We start from the raw sequence: 17,694 nt of genomic DNA, 5'->3' as shown, positions 1-17,694 counted from the left end.
CCCGCCGCTGCCCCGGCCGCCGCGCGCCCCGGCGCCCCGTCCGAGGCCCCGGCGGCGCCGGCCCTGACGCTACCCCGACCCGAGCGCCCCGACCTGCCGGGGCCGGCGCCCCGGGCCGCGGCTCTGGCGTTGCAGCCGCTGCGGATGATCCAGCCCGTGCCCGACCGCGCGCCCGCGGCCGCGCCCCGACCCGCCGCGGCAACCGCGCCGGACCTGTCCATACCACCCGATTTCGGCGCCCTGCGCCTGACTGAATAGGGCCCAGGATGCTGCCTCTGAACCCCGACCTTGCCGCCACCACCTCGCCTCCGGTCATGGAGGCGCGGCGCTGGCTGGCCGGGCTCAGCTTTCCGCCCGAAAGGCCGCTCATCAATGTCAGCCAGGCCGCCCCGGTCGAGCCCCCGCCCGAACCCCTGCGCCGCGCCATGGCCGAGGCGCTGCTGACCCGGGCCGACGCGCATCTTTACGGCCCGGTGCTGGGCCGGCCGGAACTGCGCGAGGCCGTGGCCCGCGCCTGGAGCCGCGCCTATGGCGGCAGCATCGCGCCCGCCGAGGTGGCGATCACCCAGGGCTGCAACCAGGCCTTCTGCGCCGCGATCCAGAGCCTGGCGCGGCCCGGCGACGAGGTGATCCTGCCGGCGCCCTGGTATTTCAACCACAAGATGTGGCTGGACATGCAGGGCATCCGCACCGTGCCGCTGGTCTGCGGCCAGGGCATGCTGCCCGATCCCGAGGAAGCGGCAGGGCTGGTCAATGACCGCACCCGGGCCATCGTGCTGGTCAGCCCCAACAACCCCTCGGGGGCGGAATATCCGGCCGAGCTGCTGCGCGGCTTTCGCGATCTGGCGCGGGCGCGCGGGCTGGCGCTGGTCCTCGACGAGACCTATCGCGATTTCGACGCGCGCGTGGGCGCGCCGCACGACCTGTTCGCCGACTCCGACTGGGGCGGGGTGCTGATCCATCTCTACAGCTTCTCGAAGGCCTATCGCCTGACCGGGCACCGGGTCGGGGCGGTGGTCGCCAGCGCCGCGCGCATGGCCGAACTGGAGAAGTTCCTTGATACCGTGGCGATCTGCGCCAGCCAGATCGGCCAGATCGGCGCGCATTGGGGCATGGCGCATCTGGGCGACTGGCTGGCCGGCGAGCGCGCCGAGATGCTTGCCCGCCGCCAGGCCATGGCCGAGGCCATGGCCGCGCTGCCGGGCTGGCGCGTCAAGGGCTGCGGCGCCTATTTCGCCTGGGTCGAGCATCCGTTCGACCTGGACGCGGGCGAGTTGGCGCGGCGGCTGGTGGCCGAGGCCGGGGTGCTCTTGCTGCCGGGCAGCATGTTCATGCCCGAAGGCGAGGCGCAAGGCGCGCGGCATCTGCGCATCGCCTTCGCCAATGTCGATCGGGACGGGATCGCGGCGCTGGCCGGGCGACTGGCGGCCTTCCGGCCCTGAGACAGGCGGCGCGGCGCGGTTCGCGACACTTGCCGGCGGGGCCTTGGCGTCCTAAAGATCTGGCCGGATACGAAAGAACTAACGACAGGGCAGCGGCTGAATGCGTGGCAAGGGCAAATCGACCATCGTCTGGGTGCTGATGGGGATGCTGGTTCTGGGGCTTGGCGGCTTCGGGGTCACCAATTTCTCGGGGGGCACGGCCGATATCGGCGCGGTAGGCGGGGTCGGCATCTCGGCCCGCGACTATTCCCGCAGCCTGCAGGCCGAGATGCAGGATTTTGCCGCCCGCACCGGCAAGACCCTGACCCCGGCCGAGGCCAAGGCCATTGGCGTCGATCGCGCCGCGCTGGCCCGCCTGGTCACCGGGGCCGCGCTTGAGGCCGAGGCCAACCGGCTGGGCGTCTCGGTCGGCGACCGGGTGGTGAGCGAGCAGATCACCGGCGCCGCCGCCTTTCGCGGCCTGGACGGCAGGTTCGACCGCGCCATCTATGCCGACACTCTGCGTCGCGAGGGCCTGCGCGAGACCGAGTTCGAGCATGACCTGCGCATGGATGTGGCGCGCTCGATCCTGCAGGGGGCGGCGCTGGCAGCGGTCACGGCGCCGCAGCCGGTGGTCGCGCTGACCCAGGGCTGGCTGATGGAGACCCGCGACATCCACTGGCGCGAGGTGACTGCCGCCGATCTGGCCGCGCCGATCGCCACTCCGGACGAGGCGACGCTGCAGGCCTGGCACAAGGCCAATGCCGACCGCTTTACCGCGCCCGAGACGCGGCGCATCACCTATGTCTGGCTGACGCCCGAGATGCTTGAGGGCAAGGTCGAGGTGGACGAGAAGGCGCTGCGCGAACTTTACGAGGAGCGTATCGACGAATTCCGCCAGCCCGAGCGGCGCATGGTCGAGCGGCTGGTGTTCCCGACCGTGGCCGCCGCCGAGGAGGCGAAGGCGCGGCTCGACCGCGGCGAGGTGACGTTCGAGCAGCTGGCCGGCGAGCGCGGCCTGACCCTGGCCGACATCGATCTGGGCGAGGTGACCGAGGCACAGCTGGGCGCCGCCGGTGCCGCGGTCTTTGCCCTGACCGGGCCGGGCGTCGCCGGGCCGGCCAGCAGCGATCTGGGGCCGGCGCTGTTCGCGATGAACGCCATTCTCGAGCCGGTGGACGTGAGCTTTGAACAGGCGCGCGACGATCTGCGCGTCGAGGCGGCGGTGGACCGCGCCCGCCGGCAGATCGAGGACCGCCAGGGCGAATTCGCCGATCTGCTGGCCGGCGGCGCCACGCTGGAGGATCTGGCCCACGACAGCGGCATGACGCTGGGCAGGATCGACTGGGTGGCCAGTGCCGAGGCCGATCCGAACGGCATCGACGCCTATCCCGAGTTCCGCCAGCGCGCGCAGCAGCTGACCGCGAAGGATTTCCCCGAGCTGTTCCAGCTCGACGACGGCGGCGTGTTCGCGCTGCGTCTCGATGAGGTGGTGGCGCCGGCGCTGATCCCCTTTGCCGAGGTGCGCGAGCGCGTGGCCGCGGACTGGACCCAGAACGAGACGCATCGGCAATTGCTGGCGCTGGCCGAGGAGATGAAGCTGCAGGCCGAGGCGGCCGCCGCGCCCGGCATCGAGCCGGACGCGGCGACGGCAGCCGTGCCGGCCGCCCCGGCCCCCGGTGGCACCGCGGCGCCCGCGCCCGCCGCCGAGCCGGGCCAGGCCGTGACCGGGCTTGAGCGCGGCGGCTTTGTCGCCGGCGTGCCGCAGGATGTCGTCCTGGCCGCCTTCGAGACCGCCGAGCCGGGCGAGGCCGCGGTGGTCGATGCCGATCACCGTGTCTTTGTGGTCACGCTTGACCGCATCCACCCCGCTGCCGGCGAGGGCGACGAGGCCCGGCAGGTGCGCGACGGCATCGAGAGCCGCCTCGCCGATTCGCTGCGCCAGGATGTCTTCGACTATTTCGCCCGCGCCCTGCAGGGCCAGAGCGGCGTGACCCTGAACCAGGCCGCGGTGGACGCGGTGAACGCGCAGGTCCAGTGATGGAGATCATCCCCGCTTTCCCGGATTTCGAGCAGGGCTGGGCCGCGGGCCGCAATCAGCTGCTGACCATCCGCCTGGCCGCCGACCTGGATACGCCGGTCAGCCTGATGCTGAAACTGGCCGAGGCGGCGCCCAATTCCTTCATGCTGGAAAGCGTCACCGGGGGCGAGCTGCGCGGGCGCTATTCCTTTGTCGGCATGAAGCCGGACCTGATCTGGCAATGCCGGGACGGCCGGGCCAGCATCAACCGCAACGCCCGCTACAGCGAGGAATTCGCCGAGGACGCGCGCCCGGCGCTGCAAAGCCTGCGCGCACTGATCGCGGAATCGGGCATCGATATGCCCGAGGGGGTGCCGGCGGGCGCGGCCGGGCTGTTTGGTTATCTGGGCTATGACATGATCCGGCTGGTCGAGCGCCTGCCGCATGTGAACCCCGATCCGCTGGGCCTGCCCGATGCGATGATGATGCGCCCCTCGGTGGTCGCGGTGCTGGACGGGGTCAAGGGCGAGGTGGCGCTTTGCGCCCCGGCCTGGCACCAGGACGGGCTGCCGGCGCGGGCCGCCTATGCCCAGACCGCCGAACGGCTGATGGAGGCGCTGCGTTCGCTGGACCGCCAGCCCAGCGAGCCGCGCGCGCTGGGCCATGACCTGCAGGTGGGCGAGCTGCGCAGCAATTTCAGCAAGCCCGCCTATCTGGCGGCGATCGAGCGCGCCAAGGAATACATCCGCGCCGGCGACATCTTTCAGGTCGTGCCCAGCCAGCGCTGGGCCATGGACTTTCCGCTGCCGCCCTTTGCACTGTATCGCAGCCTGCGCCGTACCAACCCCTCGCCCTTCATGTTTTTCCTGAACTTCGGCGGCTTCCAGATCGTCGGCGCCTCGCCCGAGATCCTGGTGCGGCTGCGCGGCGGCGAGGTGACGATCCGCCCCATCGCCGGCACCCGCCCGCGCGGTGCCACCCCCGAGGAGGACCGGGCGCTGGAGGCAGACCTGCTGGCCGATCCGAAGGAGCTGGCCGAGCATCTGATGCTGCTGGACCTGGGCCGCAACGACGTGGGCCGGGTGGCGCGGATCGGCAGCGTGCACCCGACCGAGCGCTTCATCGTCGAGCGCTACAGCCATGTCATGCACATCGTCTCGAATGTGGTGGGCGAGTTGCGCGAGGGCGAGGATGCGCTTTCGGCGCTGCTGGCGGGCATGCCGGCCGGCACCGTGTCCGGCGCGCCCAAGGTCCGGGCGATGGAGATCATCGACGAGCTCGAGCCGGAAAAGCGCGGCGTCTATGCCGGCGGGGTGGGCTATTTCGCCGCAAACGGCGAGATGGACATGTGCATCGCGCTGCGCACCGGCGTGGTCAAGGACGGCACGCTGTATATCCAGGCCGGCGGCGGCATCGTCTATGACAGCGACCCCGAGGCCGAGTTCACCGAGACGGAGAACAAGAGCCGCGCCCTGCGCCGCGCCGCCGAGGAAGCGGCGCGTTTCGTGCGCGGCAACTGAGCGCGAGGGCCGCCGGCGTCAGCCGCGGGCGTCATAGTCGTGGATCTCGGGCTCGACCAGCCGGGCGAGCTTGCGCAGCGATTCCTGCCAGCCCAGATGGCAGGCCTCGAGCGGGATCTGCTCGGGGATGCCGCGTTGTTCGATGCGCAGGTCGGTGCCCAGCGAGACCGGCGCCAGATCGACGGTCACGGTCATCTCGCCCGGCAGGTGCGGATCGTCGAAACGGTCGGTATAGACCAGGCGGCGGCCGGGCACGAGTTCAAGATAGGTGCCGCCGAATGCATGCGTCTTGCCGGTGGTGAAATTGCGAAACGACATGCGGTGATGGCCGCCCACCTTCGGTTCCATCTCGTGGACGGTGCAGGTGAAGCCGAAGGGCGGCAGCCAGCTGGCGATCGCATCCGCCTCGATGAAGGCGCGGTAAAGCTTGTCGGCACCGGCGGCGATGACGCGGTGCAGATGGACCGTGTTGGCCATGGTCCCCTCCTGTTGCGGGTGTCAGGGCAATAGGGTCAGCATACAGGCGATGGGCGATGCCGGTCAAACCCGGCGCGCCAAACTCAGGCCGCGCGGGGCGCCTCCCGCCATTCGCGCAGCGTCAGCCAGATCACCAGCGCGTCCAGCGCCGAAAGCGCCAGCAACATCGGTGAATGCGTCTGCGTCCAGCGCAGCATCTGCAGCGCGACAAAGCCGGAAAACACCGCCACCGCCAGCGGATAGGCGAACCCCACCCCGCGCAGCAGCAGCACGAGGATCGCCAGTTTCACCGTGCCATGCGCCAGCAGGTAGAAGGCGTAGAAATCCTGGCCGGCGCTGCTGAGCCCGCCCAGTGCCGCGTCCAGCCGGACAAAGACCGGCCCCTCGCGCGATTCGACCAGATCGTTTCGGGCCAGCCGGGCAGCGAAATCCGCCACCAGCCGGTGTGGCAGCAGCCACAGGCCCAGCCCGGCCGCGACCTCAAGCGCGGCAAGGGCGGATTTCAGCAGCAGCCCGGATTCGAACAGCCGGTGCAGCGCGCCGGCCCGGGGCTGGCCTGGGTTCAATCCTCGCCCCGATAGGGCTGGACATATTGCAGCGCCATGTCCCAGGGAAAGAAGATCCAGGTGTCCTGGCTGACCTCGGTCACATAGGTCTGGACCATCGGCCGGCCCTGGGGCTTGGCATAGACAGTGGCGAAATGCGCCTTGGGATACATGGTGCGCACATGTTCCAGCGTGCGGCCGGAATCCACCAGATCGTCGATGACCAGGATGCCGTCGCCGTCGAGCATTACCGCCGGGTCGGGGGACTTCAGCACCTGCACGCCGCCGCGTTCCTGCCCGCCCTTGCCGTGATAGGACTTGACCGAGATGGTGTCGATCACCCGCACATCCAGTTCGCGCGCCACGATCATCGCCGGCACCAACCCGCCACGGGTGATGGCGAGGATGGCGCGCCAGGGCCGGTCCTCAAGGCGCCAGGCCAGCGCGCGCGCGTCGCGGTGGATCTGGTCCCAACTGATGTGAAAGCCGCGTTCATGGGGCAGGCGGTCGTTCATGGGCACTCCTCAGTGGTTCACGATCAGCGCGAGGCCCAGCAGCGCCATGGCCACCGCCGCCGTCCGGTCGATCCAGAATCTGGCGGCAAAATAGCGCGAGCGCATGGCGGCTGTCGACATCAGAACCGCGACCAGCGCATACCAGATCACCTCGGTCCCCAGGCAGATGCCATAGACCAGTGCCTGCTCTGCCGGGCGCATCGGTTCGGGAAAGACCGACAGGATCAGCGCGGCATAGAACAGCGCCGGCTTGGGGTTGGACAGGTTCAGCGCCATGCCGCCCGAGAATCGGCGCGCGCCCTCGGCCGCCGCGGGCAGCGGCCGGGTCGAGGCGCGCCAGAGGCCATGGGCGAACCACAGCAGATAGCAGCCGCCGAATATCTTCAGCGCCACGAACAGCCCCGGCATCAGCTTGAACAGCATCGCGAGACCCATGAGCGCAAAGACGCACCACAGCGAGGCCGCCACCGCCAGCCCCATGGCATAGGGCAGGGCGCGGTCGCGGCCATGGGCAAGGGCGGTCTGGATGGTGGCGATGATCGCCGGGCCGGGGGTCAGGATCGCCAGCGACAGCGCCGAGACAAGCGCGATGACCTGCTCGGGGCTCATGCTGGCGGGTCAGTCCTTTTTCACCGCGGCGATGTCGGGGGCATCGACGGCCTTCATGCCGACAAGGTGATAGCCGCAATCGACGTGATGCGTCTCGCCGGTCACGCCCGAACCAAGGTCAGACAGCAGGTAAAGCGCCGCCTTGCCGACCTCGTCCTGGGTCACGTTGCGCCGCAGGGGCGAGTTCAGCTCGTTCCATTTCAGGATATAGCGGAAATCGCCGATGCCCGAGGCGGCCAGCGTCTTGATCGGCCCGGCCGAGATGGCGTTGACGCGGATGCCGTCCTTGCCCAGATCCTCGGCCAGATAGCGCACGGATGCCTCAAGCGCCGCCTTGGCCACGCCCATGACGTTGTAATGCGGCATCACGCGCTCGGCGCCATAATAGGTCATGGTGATCATCGCGCCGCCATCGGGCATCATCGCCGCCGCCCGCCGCGCCACTGCGGTGAAGGAATAGACGGAAATATCCATGGTCATCAGGAAATTGTCGCGCGTGGTGTCGGCGTAGCGCCCGCGCAGCTGCTCCTTGTCGGAGAACCCGATGGCATGGACGATGAAATCGATGCTGTCCCAGCGCTGCCCCAGCGTGGCAAACAGCGCGTCGATCGAGGCCTCGTCCGAAACATCGCATTCCGCCAGCAGATCCGATCCGACCTGCGCCGCCAAGGGCTCGACCCGGCGTTTCAGCGTCTCGCCCTGATAGGAAAAGGCCAGTTCGGCCCCCTGATCGGCCAGCGCCTTCGCGATGCCCCAGGCGATGGATTTGTCATTGGCAAGACCCATGATCAGGCCGCGACGGCCCTTCATCAGCCCCAGACCGGCTTCACTTGACATGATGCTGCCCCTCGCGCTTCTTCGATGCTGGCAGGATTAGGACAACTGCAGGGAGGCATCAAGTGTCGGTGCAATCATGGCCATGAGCGACAGAAGCGGAATTTTCGCCGGCGACGACCCGTTTGCCATTGCCCGCGCCTGGCTGGCCGAGGCCGCGCGCCGCGAAACCGAGGATCCCAATGCCATCGCCCTGGCCACCGTCGATGCCGCGGGCCTGCCCGATGTGCGCATGGTGCTGCTCAAGGACATCGAGGGCGGGCCCGATGACGGCGCCTTTGTCTTCTACACGAATTTCGACAGCGCCAAGGGCCGGCAGATCGAGGCCACCGGCACCGCCGCCTTCGTCATGCACTGGAAGACCCTGCGCCGCCAGATCCGCGTGCGCGGCCATGTCAGCCGCGTCGAGGACGCGCAGGCCGACGCCTATTACGCCTCGCGCGCGCTGCAGTCGCGCATCGGCGCCTGGGCCTCGGCGCAAAGCCGGCCGCTGGAAAGCCGCGGCGCGCTGATGGCCGAGGTGGCGCGGCAGGGAATCGCCCTTGGATTGAAGCCACCGCGCCCGCCGCATTGGGGCGGCTACCGCATCCGCCCGGTCCAGATCGAGTTCTGGGCCGACGGCGCCTTTCGGCTGCACGACCGCTTTCAGTGGCGAAAATTCGGGCAGAAGCCGGAAACCGGGGCGATTTCCGGCCCGGAAGCCGGGGTTACGCAAGGTTCATGGAGGGTCAGTCGTCTTTCTCCTTGATGCGCGCGCGGGAATTCTTCATCTTGTGCGGCAGCCTTGCCGCAATGGCCTGCCCAACCCTGCGGTGTATGGGCTGTGAACCGGTCTGGCCGGAAACGGGCCTGAGGATGAACTGGCGAGAAGAGAATGCGGCAAGATGATGGGCTTCAGCGCAAGGTCGCTGGCCTGGTTAAATGGTTCGACGCCGGCAGGGGTTTCGGCTTTCTCGCGGATCCGGAAGGTGGCGCGGACATCCTTCTGCATGCCAATGTGTTGCGCAATTTCGGCCAGGGTTCGGTCGCCGAGGGCGCGCGCGTGCTGGCCATGGTCCAGGACACCCCCCGCGGCGTGCAGGTGGTCGAGATCGTCGAGATCGGCCTGCCCGTCAGCGAGCCCATGCCCGCCATTGCCGACCTTTGCGCCGCCACCCCCGAGGAGGTGGCCCGCCTGCCGCTGCTGCCCGCCCGCGTCAAGTGGTTCGACAAGGCCAAGGGCTTTGGCTTTGCCAATATCTTTGCCGAGAAGGCCGATGTGTTCCTGCATATCGAGGTGCTGCGCCATTCCGGCTTTTCCGACCTGGCGGTGGGCGAGGCGGTCGCGCTGCGCATCGTCGAGGGCCGGCGCGGCATGATGGCGGCGCAGATCCTGTCCTGGGAACGCGCCGCGCTCGAGGCGCAGCAGTCCCGTGCCGGCGGCATTGGCCTGCCCGACAAGCTGCCCTTCGCCGCGGGCAAGGTATGAGTCCAGGGGCCGCTTGCGCGGCGCTGGGCCTGTGGCTGCTGGCGCATGGCCCGGCGCTGGCGGTCGCCTGCCAGCCCGATGTGGCGCGGCTTTTCGGGCGCGGCCACCCGGTCGCGGTCACGGTCGAGATCGCCGACACGCCCGATTCCCGCTCGCTTGGGCTGATGCACCGCCGCGATCTTGCGCCCGGGCACGGCATGCTGTTCATCTATGAACATCCGCAGCCGGTCAGCTTCTGGATGCGCAATACGCTGATCGCGCTCGACCTGATCTTTGTTGATGCGCGCGGCGAGGTACGGCATATCCATCCGATGGCGCGCCCCCTGGACGAGACCGCGATCCCCGGCGCCGCCCCCGGTGACGCCGATCCGGCGCGGCTGATGGTGCTCGAGGTGCCGGGGGGCGATGCGGCACGGCTGGGCATCGTGCCCGGCATGGTGCTGGCGCATCCGCGCCTGCCGCAGGACGCGGCGCTGGCGACCTGCGACTGATCCCGGGCGGGGCGGCAGATTTCGCTTTTCCCCCGCGGCCGCAGCGGCTAGACAGCCCGAGGTCCGGGGCGTAGCGCAGCCTGGTAGCGCGACGGTTTTGGGTACCGTAGGCCGGAGGTTCGAATCCTCTCGCCCCGACCAGCACCCGCATGGCAGCCGGAAATCCCCGCGGCTCGCGACAGCCGCCGCGACGGCCTGATTCGGCCCTGGTTTGCAGGGCGGATGCCGCCTTCGCGCGCGACCCGACCCCCGGCGGGGAAAGGCACGCCTTCCTGGCTGCACAGAACGCTGCACATGGCGGTCTTTCGCGTTCTCGCGCCGGAAGGGCGGCGGCGCCGCTGCCTCGGCGCCGCCGGGCTGCGGTCAGTCCGCGAAATGGCGCGCCACGATCGAGACCGTCTCGCCCACAAAGCGCGACTCGCCGCCGACGATGGTTTCCATGATCCTGATATCCTTCAGCTTCATCGGATCGAGGAACCCGACCGCCAGCGGGTTGTCCGACAGGATCACGAAATCCGCCAGCTTGCCGGGGGTGATGCTGCCCTTGAGGTCCTCCTGGAAATATTGCCAGGCGGCGTTGCTGGTGATCGCCTCCAGCGCCTGCAACGGGGTGACGCGCAGATCCGGCCCCAGCACCTGCCCGCCCGTCGTCATCCGGTTGACCGAGGACCAGATCATCTGGATCCCGTCGATGGGCACGATGGGCGAGTCGGTATGGGTGGTGACAATCAGCCCGCGGTCCATCGCCGCCTTCATCGGGCTGATCTGGCTGGCGCGCGAGGGGCCGAAGAAGATGTCGCGGTGCCGGTCGCCCCAATAGAACGTGTGGCCGATGAAGAAGCTGGGATTGATGCCGAGCGCCGCCATCTGGTCAAGCTGGTCGGGCCGGGTGAACTGGGCGTGCTGGATGGTGTGGCGCGCATCGGGGCGCGGATAGGCGCGCATCGCCGCCGCGTAGGCGTCGATGGCGTCCTGGATGCCGGCATCGCCATTGGCATGCGTGGTCATCTGCCAGCCGTCGCGATGCAGTTGCGCGACATAGCGGAAGAACGCATCCCGGTCGTCCCAATAGGAAAAGCCGCGATACTGGCCGTCATCCTGCGGGCGCTGCGTCGTGTAGGGCTCGGTGAAATGCGCGGTATAGCCTTGCGGAGAGCCGTCGATGCCCAGCTTCATCGGCCCCTGGGTGATCATGTTGCGCCCGCCGGTCAGATCGGTTCCCGAGCGCACAGCCGGAAAGGCGCGCGCCGCCTCGATGGTCAGCGTGCGCGGCCAGTATTCGAGGCGCAGGCGCAGATCGCCACTCTCCAGCGCCTTGAGATAGAGATCGACGACCGCCGGATCGCGGATATTGTCGGTGGCGGTGGTGAAGCCGGCCGCAAGCCACATCTCCGAGGCGGCGCGCACCGCCGCCAGCTGCTGCGCCTCGCTTTGCTTGGGCAGGAGGCCGGTGACAAGCGCGCTGGCGCCGCCCTCCAGCACGCCGTTCGGCTGCCCGTCGCCGTCCTTGCCGATGCGCCCGCCATCGGGGTTCGCGGTCTGCGCATCAATACCCGCCGCCGCCAGCGCGGCCGAGTTCACCGCCCGCACATGCCCCGAGATATGGGTGATGATGACCGGCCGCGTCGTGCTGACCCGGTCGAGGTCGGCGCGCGTCGGGTGGCGCATCTCGGCCAGCAAGGTGTCGTCATAGCTGTTGCCGACGATGGCCGGGGCATCCGGGTTGGCCTCGGCCCATTCCGACAGCCGCGCCACCAGCCCGTCCATGTCCGTGACCCCGCCCAGAGGCGGCGAGTTCAGGTTCACCTCGTAAAGCGAGGTCGTGCCCGCCCAGAGGAAATGGCTGTGCGGGTCGATGAAGCCGGGCAGCATGGTGCGCCCCTGCAGGTCGATGCGCTCGGTTTCTGCATCCGCCAGCGCCTCGATATCGGCGAGACGCCCGACGCCGATGATGCGGCCCTCCTCGATCGCGACGGCCTCGACGAAGAGGTTGGCGTGATCCATGGTCACGATGTCGCCGCCGAACCAGATCCTGTCGGCGCCGGCAAGGGCGGGCCCGGCCAGCACCATCAGCGCGGGAACCGCGCAGCCGGCCAGAATGGCGAGAGGTCGTTTCTGCATGTCTGTCTCCCCCGATTGCCGGGCAGGCCACAGCTGCCCCGACCCGGCATGGCTACCAGCGCGAGAGTGATCCTTGCCGGATCTCTCCCATAGGGAGGGTAGCAGCGGGAGTGATGGGCGCATAGCACCAGTTCCGGGGCCAGGCGACGGGGCGGACGCCTTTGGCCGCATCCATGTGCCGGGCAGGCAAATGTCGGCAAGACCGTCGAGCCCGGCCCGCGCTGGGTCTCGGCCGGATCGGCCGCGCTAGCGTGACAGCGAATGGCGCCGGCGACGGTCGGGGTTCAGGCGAGCGGTGTGGCGGCCAGGAACCGCGCCTCGAAACCCTCCTTCTGGCCGGGGATCGGCGAGAAGAGTTCAAGCCGGCCGCCGGTGCCGTTGGCGATGGCCCTGGCGATGGCGAGGCCAAGGCCGGTGCCCTCGGCCTGGCTGCGTCCGCGCTGAAAGGGCTGGCCCAGCCGCGCAAGCACCTCGGCGGGCAGGGCGGGGCCGCCATTGGCGACGCTGAGCAGGCCATCGGCCGACAGCGTCACGCGCACCGGCTGCTGCGGCGGGCCGTGCCGGAGGGCGTTCTCGATCAGGTTGCGGGCTAGGATGGCGAAGGCGTCGGGGTCGATGCGCGACGCCACCGCCCCCGGCGGCAGGGCAAGCGCGATGCGCCCGGCCCCGGATCCGCCCATGTCGCGGGCCAGCATGCGCAGGATCACCGCCAGATCGGTCGGCTGCTCGGCCTGCAGCAGGCCGCCTTCAGCCCGCGCCAGCTGCATCAGCTTTTCCGACAGCCGCGACAGGCGGCGCAGCGCGGTCTCGATCTTGCGGGCGCGTTCGCGGCTGGCCCCGTCGCCGGTCTCGTCGCCGGTCTCGGCGATCAGCCTTTGCGTCTGTGCCAGCGCCGCCGCCACCGGAGTGCGCAGTTCATGCGCGGCATTGGCGGTGAAGCTGCGCTCGGCCTCAAGCGTGCGCCGAAGTCGCTGCAGCAGCCGGTTCACCGCATGGGCGCCGGGCTGGATCTCGGAGGGCAGGTTGCCCGTCGGGATCGGCGTCAGGTCGCCCGCGCCGCGCGCCTCGATGCCGTCGCGAAAGCGCCGCAGCGGCCGCATCGACAGGCGCACCGCGCCCCAGACTCCCAGCAGGCTGACCGGCAGCACCAGCCCCAGCGGCAGCGCCAGCACCCATAGTAGCGTCCGGGCCATGTCGCGCCGATGCGCCAGCGGCTCGGCCACGGCGATGGTGATGGTGCCGTTCAGCGCCGAATCGGCATAGATGCGATGCGTGGGCGTGTCGGAAAAGCCGATGCCGGCAAAGGGCGGAAACAGCGCCGGATCCGCCTTGCGCGACCGCAGCAGCACCTTGCCGGTCTCGTCGCGCACCAGATAGAGGAAATAGTCCTGATGCTCGCGCAGCGCCGCGATGCTTTGCACGGCCTCGTCGTCGCTGTCGCGGTCGATGATGTCATGCACCGCCAGCGGCAGCAGGCGCTGCGCTGCCTCCTCGAGCGTGCCGTCAAGGATCAGGTCCATCTCCTGGCGCAGGCGTTCGGCGGTCGTGGCCGCGGCCACTGCCCAGAGCAGGGTCAGCCCCAGCCCCAGCCACAGCGACAGCCGCCCCTGCAGGCTGCGCGGCCAGTTCACGCGCCGCCGCCCAGGCGATAGCCGATGCCGCGCACAGTATCGACGATGCCGGCGCCCAGCTTCTTGCGCATGCGGCTGACATGGACCTCGATGGTGTTGCTTTCGACTTCGGCGCCGAAGGCATAGAGCCGTTCCTCGAGCTGGGCCCGGGACAGGATCTGCCCGGGGTGCTGCACGAAGGCCTCGAATAGCGCCCATTCCCGCGCCGTCAGATCGACCTGCCGGCCCGCGCGCAGCACCAGGCGCGCGGCGAGGTCGATCTCGAGCCCGCCGATTTGAAGCAGCGGATTGGGATTGCCGCTGTAGCGCCGCGCCACCGCCCCCAGCCGCGCCGAAAGCTCGGCCAGGTCGAAGGGCTTGGCGAGATAGTCGTCCGCGCCGGCGTTCAGCCCCTCGATGCGGTCCGAGATCTGGTCCAGCGCCGTCAGGATGATGACCGGCGTGACGCTGCCCTGGCGGCGCAACTCGCGCAGAAACACCACGCCGCGGCCGTCGGGCAGCATCAGATCCAGCAGCAGCAGGTCATAGACGGCGCTGGCCAGGTGATCCGCGGCCGCGTCAAGGCGCGTCACCCAGTCCGCCGAGTGGCCCTCGGCGGTCAGGTGGTCGCGCACGGCGGCGCCAAGGATGGTGTCGTCTTCCACCAGAAGGATTCTCATGCCGGCCCGCCCCCCGCCTTGCGCCGCTGGCGGCACCCGGGCCCGAAGGGCGGGTGTCGAACGCCTTTGGCATTCCGTCTGCGGCAGACTATCATCGCCGGCAGCGCCGAACAGCAGGCAAGGACCAGCGACATGACAAAGCATCCGGGCGTTGCAGCGCTGCTGCTTGCCCTTGCCGCCCCGGCGGCGGCATGGGCGGATCACGACTGCGACGTGCCCATGGAGCGCTGGCAGCCGCGCGCGGCGGTGCAGGAGCTGGCCAGATCCCGCGGCTGGACGGTCGCCCGCATCAAGGTCGATGACGGCTGCTACGAGATCCGGGGCAGGGATGCCGAGGATCACGCCATCACCGTCACCGTCGATCCGGCGACGCTGGAACTGATCGAGATGCGCATCCGTTTCCGCGACTGATGCCGCCGCGCGCCAGCCGGACCTGACAGCAAGCTGACGGAATTTCTGCCGGGCTTTCAGCACCGCGTCAGCCTGGGGGCGCAGGTTCTCTCCATCGACAACCATGTCTCGGAGTGGAACCCATGAGAAACCTGTTTGCAGCCCTTGCCCTGGCCGTCGCCCTGCCGGCAACCGCCGCCCTGGCCGACAATGATTGCAATGTGCCCGCCGACCAGAGGCAGTCCTGGGAAGCGGTGACGCAACTGGCCAATGACCTTGGCTGGACCATCAACTGGATGGAGATCGACGACGGCTGCTATGAGCTACGGGTGACCGATGCTGGCGGCAATGCCCTGAAGGCGAAGGTCGATCCCGCCACGCTTGAGGTGGTCAAGGCCAGGATCAAGCATTTCGCCGACCAGGGCGCCCCGGCAAAGCCCGCGAACTAGGCCGGGACAGCGCCGGCCAGGGCGGCGGGGGAACCCGGGCGGCCCAGCCGGCGCAAGTGCCCGATCGCCGGGAGCGCGGTCACCCGCCTGTGTTCTGGCCCGGCCGCCGCTTTCGTCTGTGCGGAGTCCGCGAACACCCGCTTCGCGCCCGCACGGACGCTGGAATTTATTAGCTTGACTCTTTTTATCGGAAATTGGAAGGATCGCTTCGATTTCACCCGATGCCAGCGCCCGTCAGCCAGCATGCAAGCAGTGGCTAACTGGAAAGGTCTGGAACGGTGCGTCACATCCCCGACACCTGCGAAATCTTGCGCGCGGCTACGGCCGCGGCGACGGCGCTGGCGGCAGTGCCCGCTGGGGCGCAGGAGCCGCCGGCGCAGGCTGCGGCCATGCGTCTGGACAGCATCACCCTGATCGCCGACCGTCAGGGCACCGACCCGCATGAGGTCGCGGCCTCGGTCACGGTGATCGACGGCAAGACGCTGAAAGCCCGCGGGCTGGACGACATGAAGAAGCTGGTGCGCTATGCGCCCGGCGTCAGCGTCGCGCGCCAGACCACCTCGACGGATCCGTTCGGCACCTTCGGCGGCTTTATCATTCGCGGCGTCGGCGGCAACCGGGTGCAGATGCTGGTCGATGGCTCGCGCGTGGCCGAGGGCATCCAGGACGGCACCCGCGACTATCTGGATTTCAGTTTTATCCGGCAGGTCGAGATCGCCAAGGGGCCGGCCTCGACGCTGTGGGGGGCGGACGCGCTGGGCGGTGTCGTCGCGGTCAGGACCATCGACCCCGAGGACCTGCTGGAGGGCCGCGATTTCGGCGGCATGGGCCGCATGGGGCATGACAGCCAGAACCGCGGCACCAGCGTCTCGGCCGCCTTCGCGCAGCGGCTGGGCGACTGGTCGGTGATGCTGGGCGCCGCACGCAGCGCTGCGCATGAGGCCGAACTGCCGAATGCCCGCGACGATGGCGGCATCTATGGCTGTCCGCGCAATGTCGATCTGGGCGCCACGCCCTGCGGCAGGCTGAACCCGATGAACATCGACGCCACGCGCCTGCTGGCCAAGGCGGTCTGGGATCCGGGCAACAGCCACCGGCTGGCGTTTTCTTTCGACCGCCTCGACCGCAAGACCGAGGTGGCCTATGACCATGTCCTCGGCCCGGTCCATTCGCTGCTGACCGGCGCGCCCACGGGCGAGGTGATCCATCGCTATGACCGCCAGCTGGACCTGCATCGCAGCCGCTTCGCGATCGAGCATGTCTGGACGCCGGATGGCCGCTTCATCGACGAGTTGCGCACGACGCTGGCCCATGTGCCCAACGGCTATGCGCGCTCGGGCGAGAAATGGGCCACCTCGGCCGCCGGGCATCAGGTGGTGACCCGCGACTATCTGGATTATGACGAGGATTTTCTGGAACTGGACATCCAGGCGACCTCGCGTTTTGAGACCGCAGGGGCGGCACATCTGGTGACCTGGGGCTTTGACGGCGACCGCACCAGCATCGATTACGCCCGCCGCGACCTGGCCCGCGACCTGACCGCCGGCACCGTGACCGAGACCCGCGCCGGCGGTTTCAACTTTGCCGATGCCGATATCCGGCGCGCCGATGTCTATGTGCAGGACCGCATCACGCTGCTCGATGGCGCGCTGGAGATCACCCCGGGGCTGCGTTTCGCCACCTATCGCATCACCCCGCGCCCGAATGCCGATTATCAGGCGGTGCCGGGGTCCGAACCGCGGCTGCGCAAGGACGACGCGCTGCTGAAAAGTCTCGGCCTTCTCTATCGTTTTGGCGAGGGCTGGCAGGTCTGGGGCCGTTACGGCGAGGGTTTCAAGATGCCCACCGCCCAGCAGCTTTACACCTCGGTGCCCGGCGCGTTCTTCGACCTGATCCCGGCCCCGGACCTGAAACCGGAATCGGTGAAAAGCATCGAACTGGGCCTGCGCCGGCAGACCGCGCGCGGCCATGTCAGCGCGACCCTGTTCAGCGCCGATTACGACGATTTCATCCAGAGCCTCTACAACCTGCCCGGCACCTCGATCTATACCTACCGCAACCTGTCCGAACGCCATATCTGGGGGCTGGAACTGGAAGGCGCCTATGAGGTCAGCGACAGGTTGCGCCTGACCGGCTCGCTGGCCTGGCAGAAGGGCAGCCAGCGTGCCGATCCGGACGCGGACAAGACGCCGGCCACGCTGCCGCCGCTGACCGCCGTCTTGGGGGCCAGTTGGGACACGCCGCAACCGGGGCTGACGCTGGATGTCAGCGGCCGCTTTGCCTCGCGGGTGAAATACGTCGAATCGGACAGCAATTTCCGGCCCTCGGGCTATGGCGTGATCGACGCCTTCGCCCGCTGGGAATTTGCGGAGAATGCCGTGCTGAACCTCGGGGTCACCAACCTGTTCGACCGGCGCTATTTCGAGGCCTCGGCGGCGGATTACGACCGCACGGCCTCGGATGCGGTGGCGGCCGCGAACCCGATCGAGCTGCAGACCGGCGCGGGCCGCGTGTTCACCGCCTCGCTCGATTACCGGTTCTGAG

17 protein-coding genes, 1 tRNA gene and 1 pseudogene are annotated in these 17,694 nt (G+C 69.1%); 11 read left to right on the top strand and 8 right to left on the bottom strand.

The window, feature by feature from the left end; translation table 11 throughout:
• From WMK75_RS03020 to trpE, 4 genes and pseudogenes are all read left to right on the top strand, one after another.
• Positions 1–258, top strand: a pseudogene (locus WMK75_RS03020) (hypothetical protein); the annotation flags it as partial.
• Between the two features lie 8 nt (positions 259–266).
• Positions 267–1,442, top strand: a complete 1,176-nt coding sequence (locus tag WMK75_RS03015) for an aminotransferase (RefSeq protein ID WP_347266175.1) — start codon at positions 267–269, stop codon at positions 1,440–1,442.
• A gap of 100 nt (positions 1,443–1,542) precedes the next feature.
• Positions 1,543–3,462, top strand: coding sequence for a SurA N-terminal domain-containing protein (locus WMK75_RS03010; protein WP_347266174.1), 1,920 nt, complete (start codon positions 1,543–1,545; stop codon positions 3,460–3,462).
• Entirely contained in the window at positions 3,462–4,961 is a 1,500-nt protein-coding gene (trpE, locus tag WMK75_RS03005; RefSeq protein WP_347266173.1) for an anthranilate synthase component I, read from the top strand. Before WMK75_RS03010 ends, trpE begins: the two co-directional genes overlap by 1 nt.
• Before the next feature lie 18 nt (positions 4,962–4,979).
• Here trpE and WMK75_RS03000 read toward each other — a convergent pair whose 3' ends face one another.
• The 5 genes from WMK75_RS03000 to fabI form a co-directional block, all read right to left on the bottom strand.
• Positions 4,980–5,438 (bottom strand): SRPBCC family protein, encoded by a 459-nt coding sequence (locus WMK75_RS03000; protein WP_347266172.1) that lies wholly within the window; start codon positions 5,436–5,438, stop codon positions 4,980–4,982.
• 83 nt (positions 5,439–5,521) lie between these two features.
• On the bottom strand, positions 5,522–6,004 hold the full coding sequence (locus WMK75_RS02995) for a DUF2127 domain-containing protein (protein WP_347266171.1): 483 nt from the start codon (positions 6,002–6,004) through the stop codon (positions 5,522–5,524).
• Entirely contained in the window at positions 6,001–6,498 is a 498-nt protein-coding gene (gene gpt / locus WMK75_RS02990) for a xanthine phosphoribosyltransferase (RefSeq protein WP_347266170.1), read from the bottom strand. Before gpt ends, WMK75_RS02995 begins: the two co-directional genes overlap by 4 nt.
• A gap of 9 nt (positions 6,499–6,507) precedes the next feature.
• Positions 6,508–7,107, bottom strand: a complete 600-nt coding sequence (locus WMK75_RS02985; RefSeq protein WP_347266169.1) for a LysE family translocator — start codon at positions 7,105–7,107, stop codon at positions 6,508–6,510.
• Positions 7,108–7,116: 9 nt separating this feature from the next.
• Positions 7,117–7,944, bottom strand: a complete 828-nt coding sequence (gene fabI, locus WMK75_RS02980) for an enoyl-ACP reductase FabI (RefSeq protein WP_347266168.1) — start codon at positions 7,942–7,944, stop codon at positions 7,117–7,119.
• Positions 7,945–8,026: 82 nt separating this feature from the next.
• Between fabI and pdxH the strand changes: the two genes are divergently transcribed.
• From pdxH to WMK75_RS02960, 4 genes are all read left to right on the top strand, one after another.
• Positions 8,027–8,689, top strand: a complete 663-nt coding sequence (gene pdxH, locus WMK75_RS02975) for a pyridoxamine 5'-phosphate oxidase (protein WP_347266167.1) — start codon at positions 8,027–8,029, stop codon at positions 8,687–8,689.
• A gap of 126 nt (positions 8,690–8,815) precedes the next feature.
• On the top strand, positions 8,816–9,409 hold the full coding sequence (locus WMK75_RS02970) for a cold shock domain-containing protein (protein WP_347266166.1): 594 nt from the start codon (positions 8,816–8,818) through the stop codon (positions 9,407–9,409).
• The gene (locus tag WMK75_RS02965; protein ID WP_347266165.1) at positions 9,406–9,900 is read left to right on the top strand and encodes a DUF192 domain-containing protein; all 495 of its coding nucleotides are present in this window, start codon (positions 9,406–9,408) and stop codon (positions 9,898–9,900) included. The genes WMK75_RS02970 and WMK75_RS02965 overlap by 4 nt, the downstream gene beginning before the upstream one ends.
• Before the next feature lie 64 nt (positions 9,901–9,964).
• Positions 9,965–10,041: transfer RNA gene (locus WMK75_RS02960), tRNA-Pro, on the top strand.
• 222 nt (positions 10,042–10,263) lie between these two features.
• Here the strand turns inward: WMK75_RS02960 and WMK75_RS02955 are convergent.
• The 3 genes from WMK75_RS02955 to WMK75_RS02945 form a co-directional block, all read right to left on the bottom strand.
• A complete protein-coding gene (locus WMK75_RS02955; RefSeq protein WP_347266164.1) occupies positions 10,264–12,021 on the bottom strand; it encodes an amidohydrolase in 1,758 nt (585 codons plus the stop codon).
• 284 nt (positions 12,022–12,305) lie between these two features.
• Positions 12,306–13,652: an ATP-binding protein gene (locus tag WMK75_RS02950; RefSeq protein ID WP_347266163.1), complete on the bottom strand. Its 1,347-nt coding sequence runs from the start codon at positions 13,650–13,652 to the stop codon at positions 12,306–12,308.
• The gene (locus tag WMK75_RS02945; RefSeq protein WP_347266162.1) at positions 13,649–14,311 is read right to left on the bottom strand and encodes a response regulator transcription factor; all 663 of its coding nucleotides are present in this window, start codon (positions 14,309–14,311) and stop codon (positions 13,649–13,651) included. The genes WMK75_RS02950 and WMK75_RS02945 overlap by 4 nt, the downstream gene beginning before the upstream one ends.
• 132 nt (positions 14,312–14,443) lie before the next feature.
• Between WMK75_RS02945 and WMK75_RS02940 the strand changes: the two genes are divergently transcribed.
• From WMK75_RS02940 to WMK75_RS02930, 3 genes are all read left to right on the top strand, one after another.
• Entirely contained in the window at positions 14,444–14,722 is a 279-nt protein-coding gene (locus WMK75_RS02940; protein ID WP_347266161.1) for a PepSY domain-containing protein, read from the top strand.
• 122 nt (positions 14,723–14,844) lie between these two features.
• A complete protein-coding gene (locus WMK75_RS02935) occupies positions 14,845–15,150 on the top strand; it encodes a PepSY domain-containing protein (protein ID WP_347266160.1) in 306 nt (101 codons plus the stop codon).
• Between the two features lie 389 nt (positions 15,151–15,539).
• Positions 15,540–17,693 (top strand): TonB-dependent hemoglobin/transferrin/lactoferrin family receptor, encoded by a 2,154-nt coding sequence (locus WMK75_RS02930; protein WP_347266159.1) that lies wholly within the window; start codon positions 15,540–15,542, stop codon positions 17,691–17,693.
• Position 17,694: the final 1 nt, after the last annotated feature.

Source organism: Paracoccus sp. (in: a-proteobacteria), assembly GCF_039808215.1.
In the GTDB taxonomy this organism is placed as follows: domain Bacteria; phylum Pseudomonadota; class Alphaproteobacteria; order Rhodobacterales; family Rhodobacteraceae; genus Paracoccus.
This window is presented reverse-complemented; position numbering and strand designations above follow the sequence as displayed.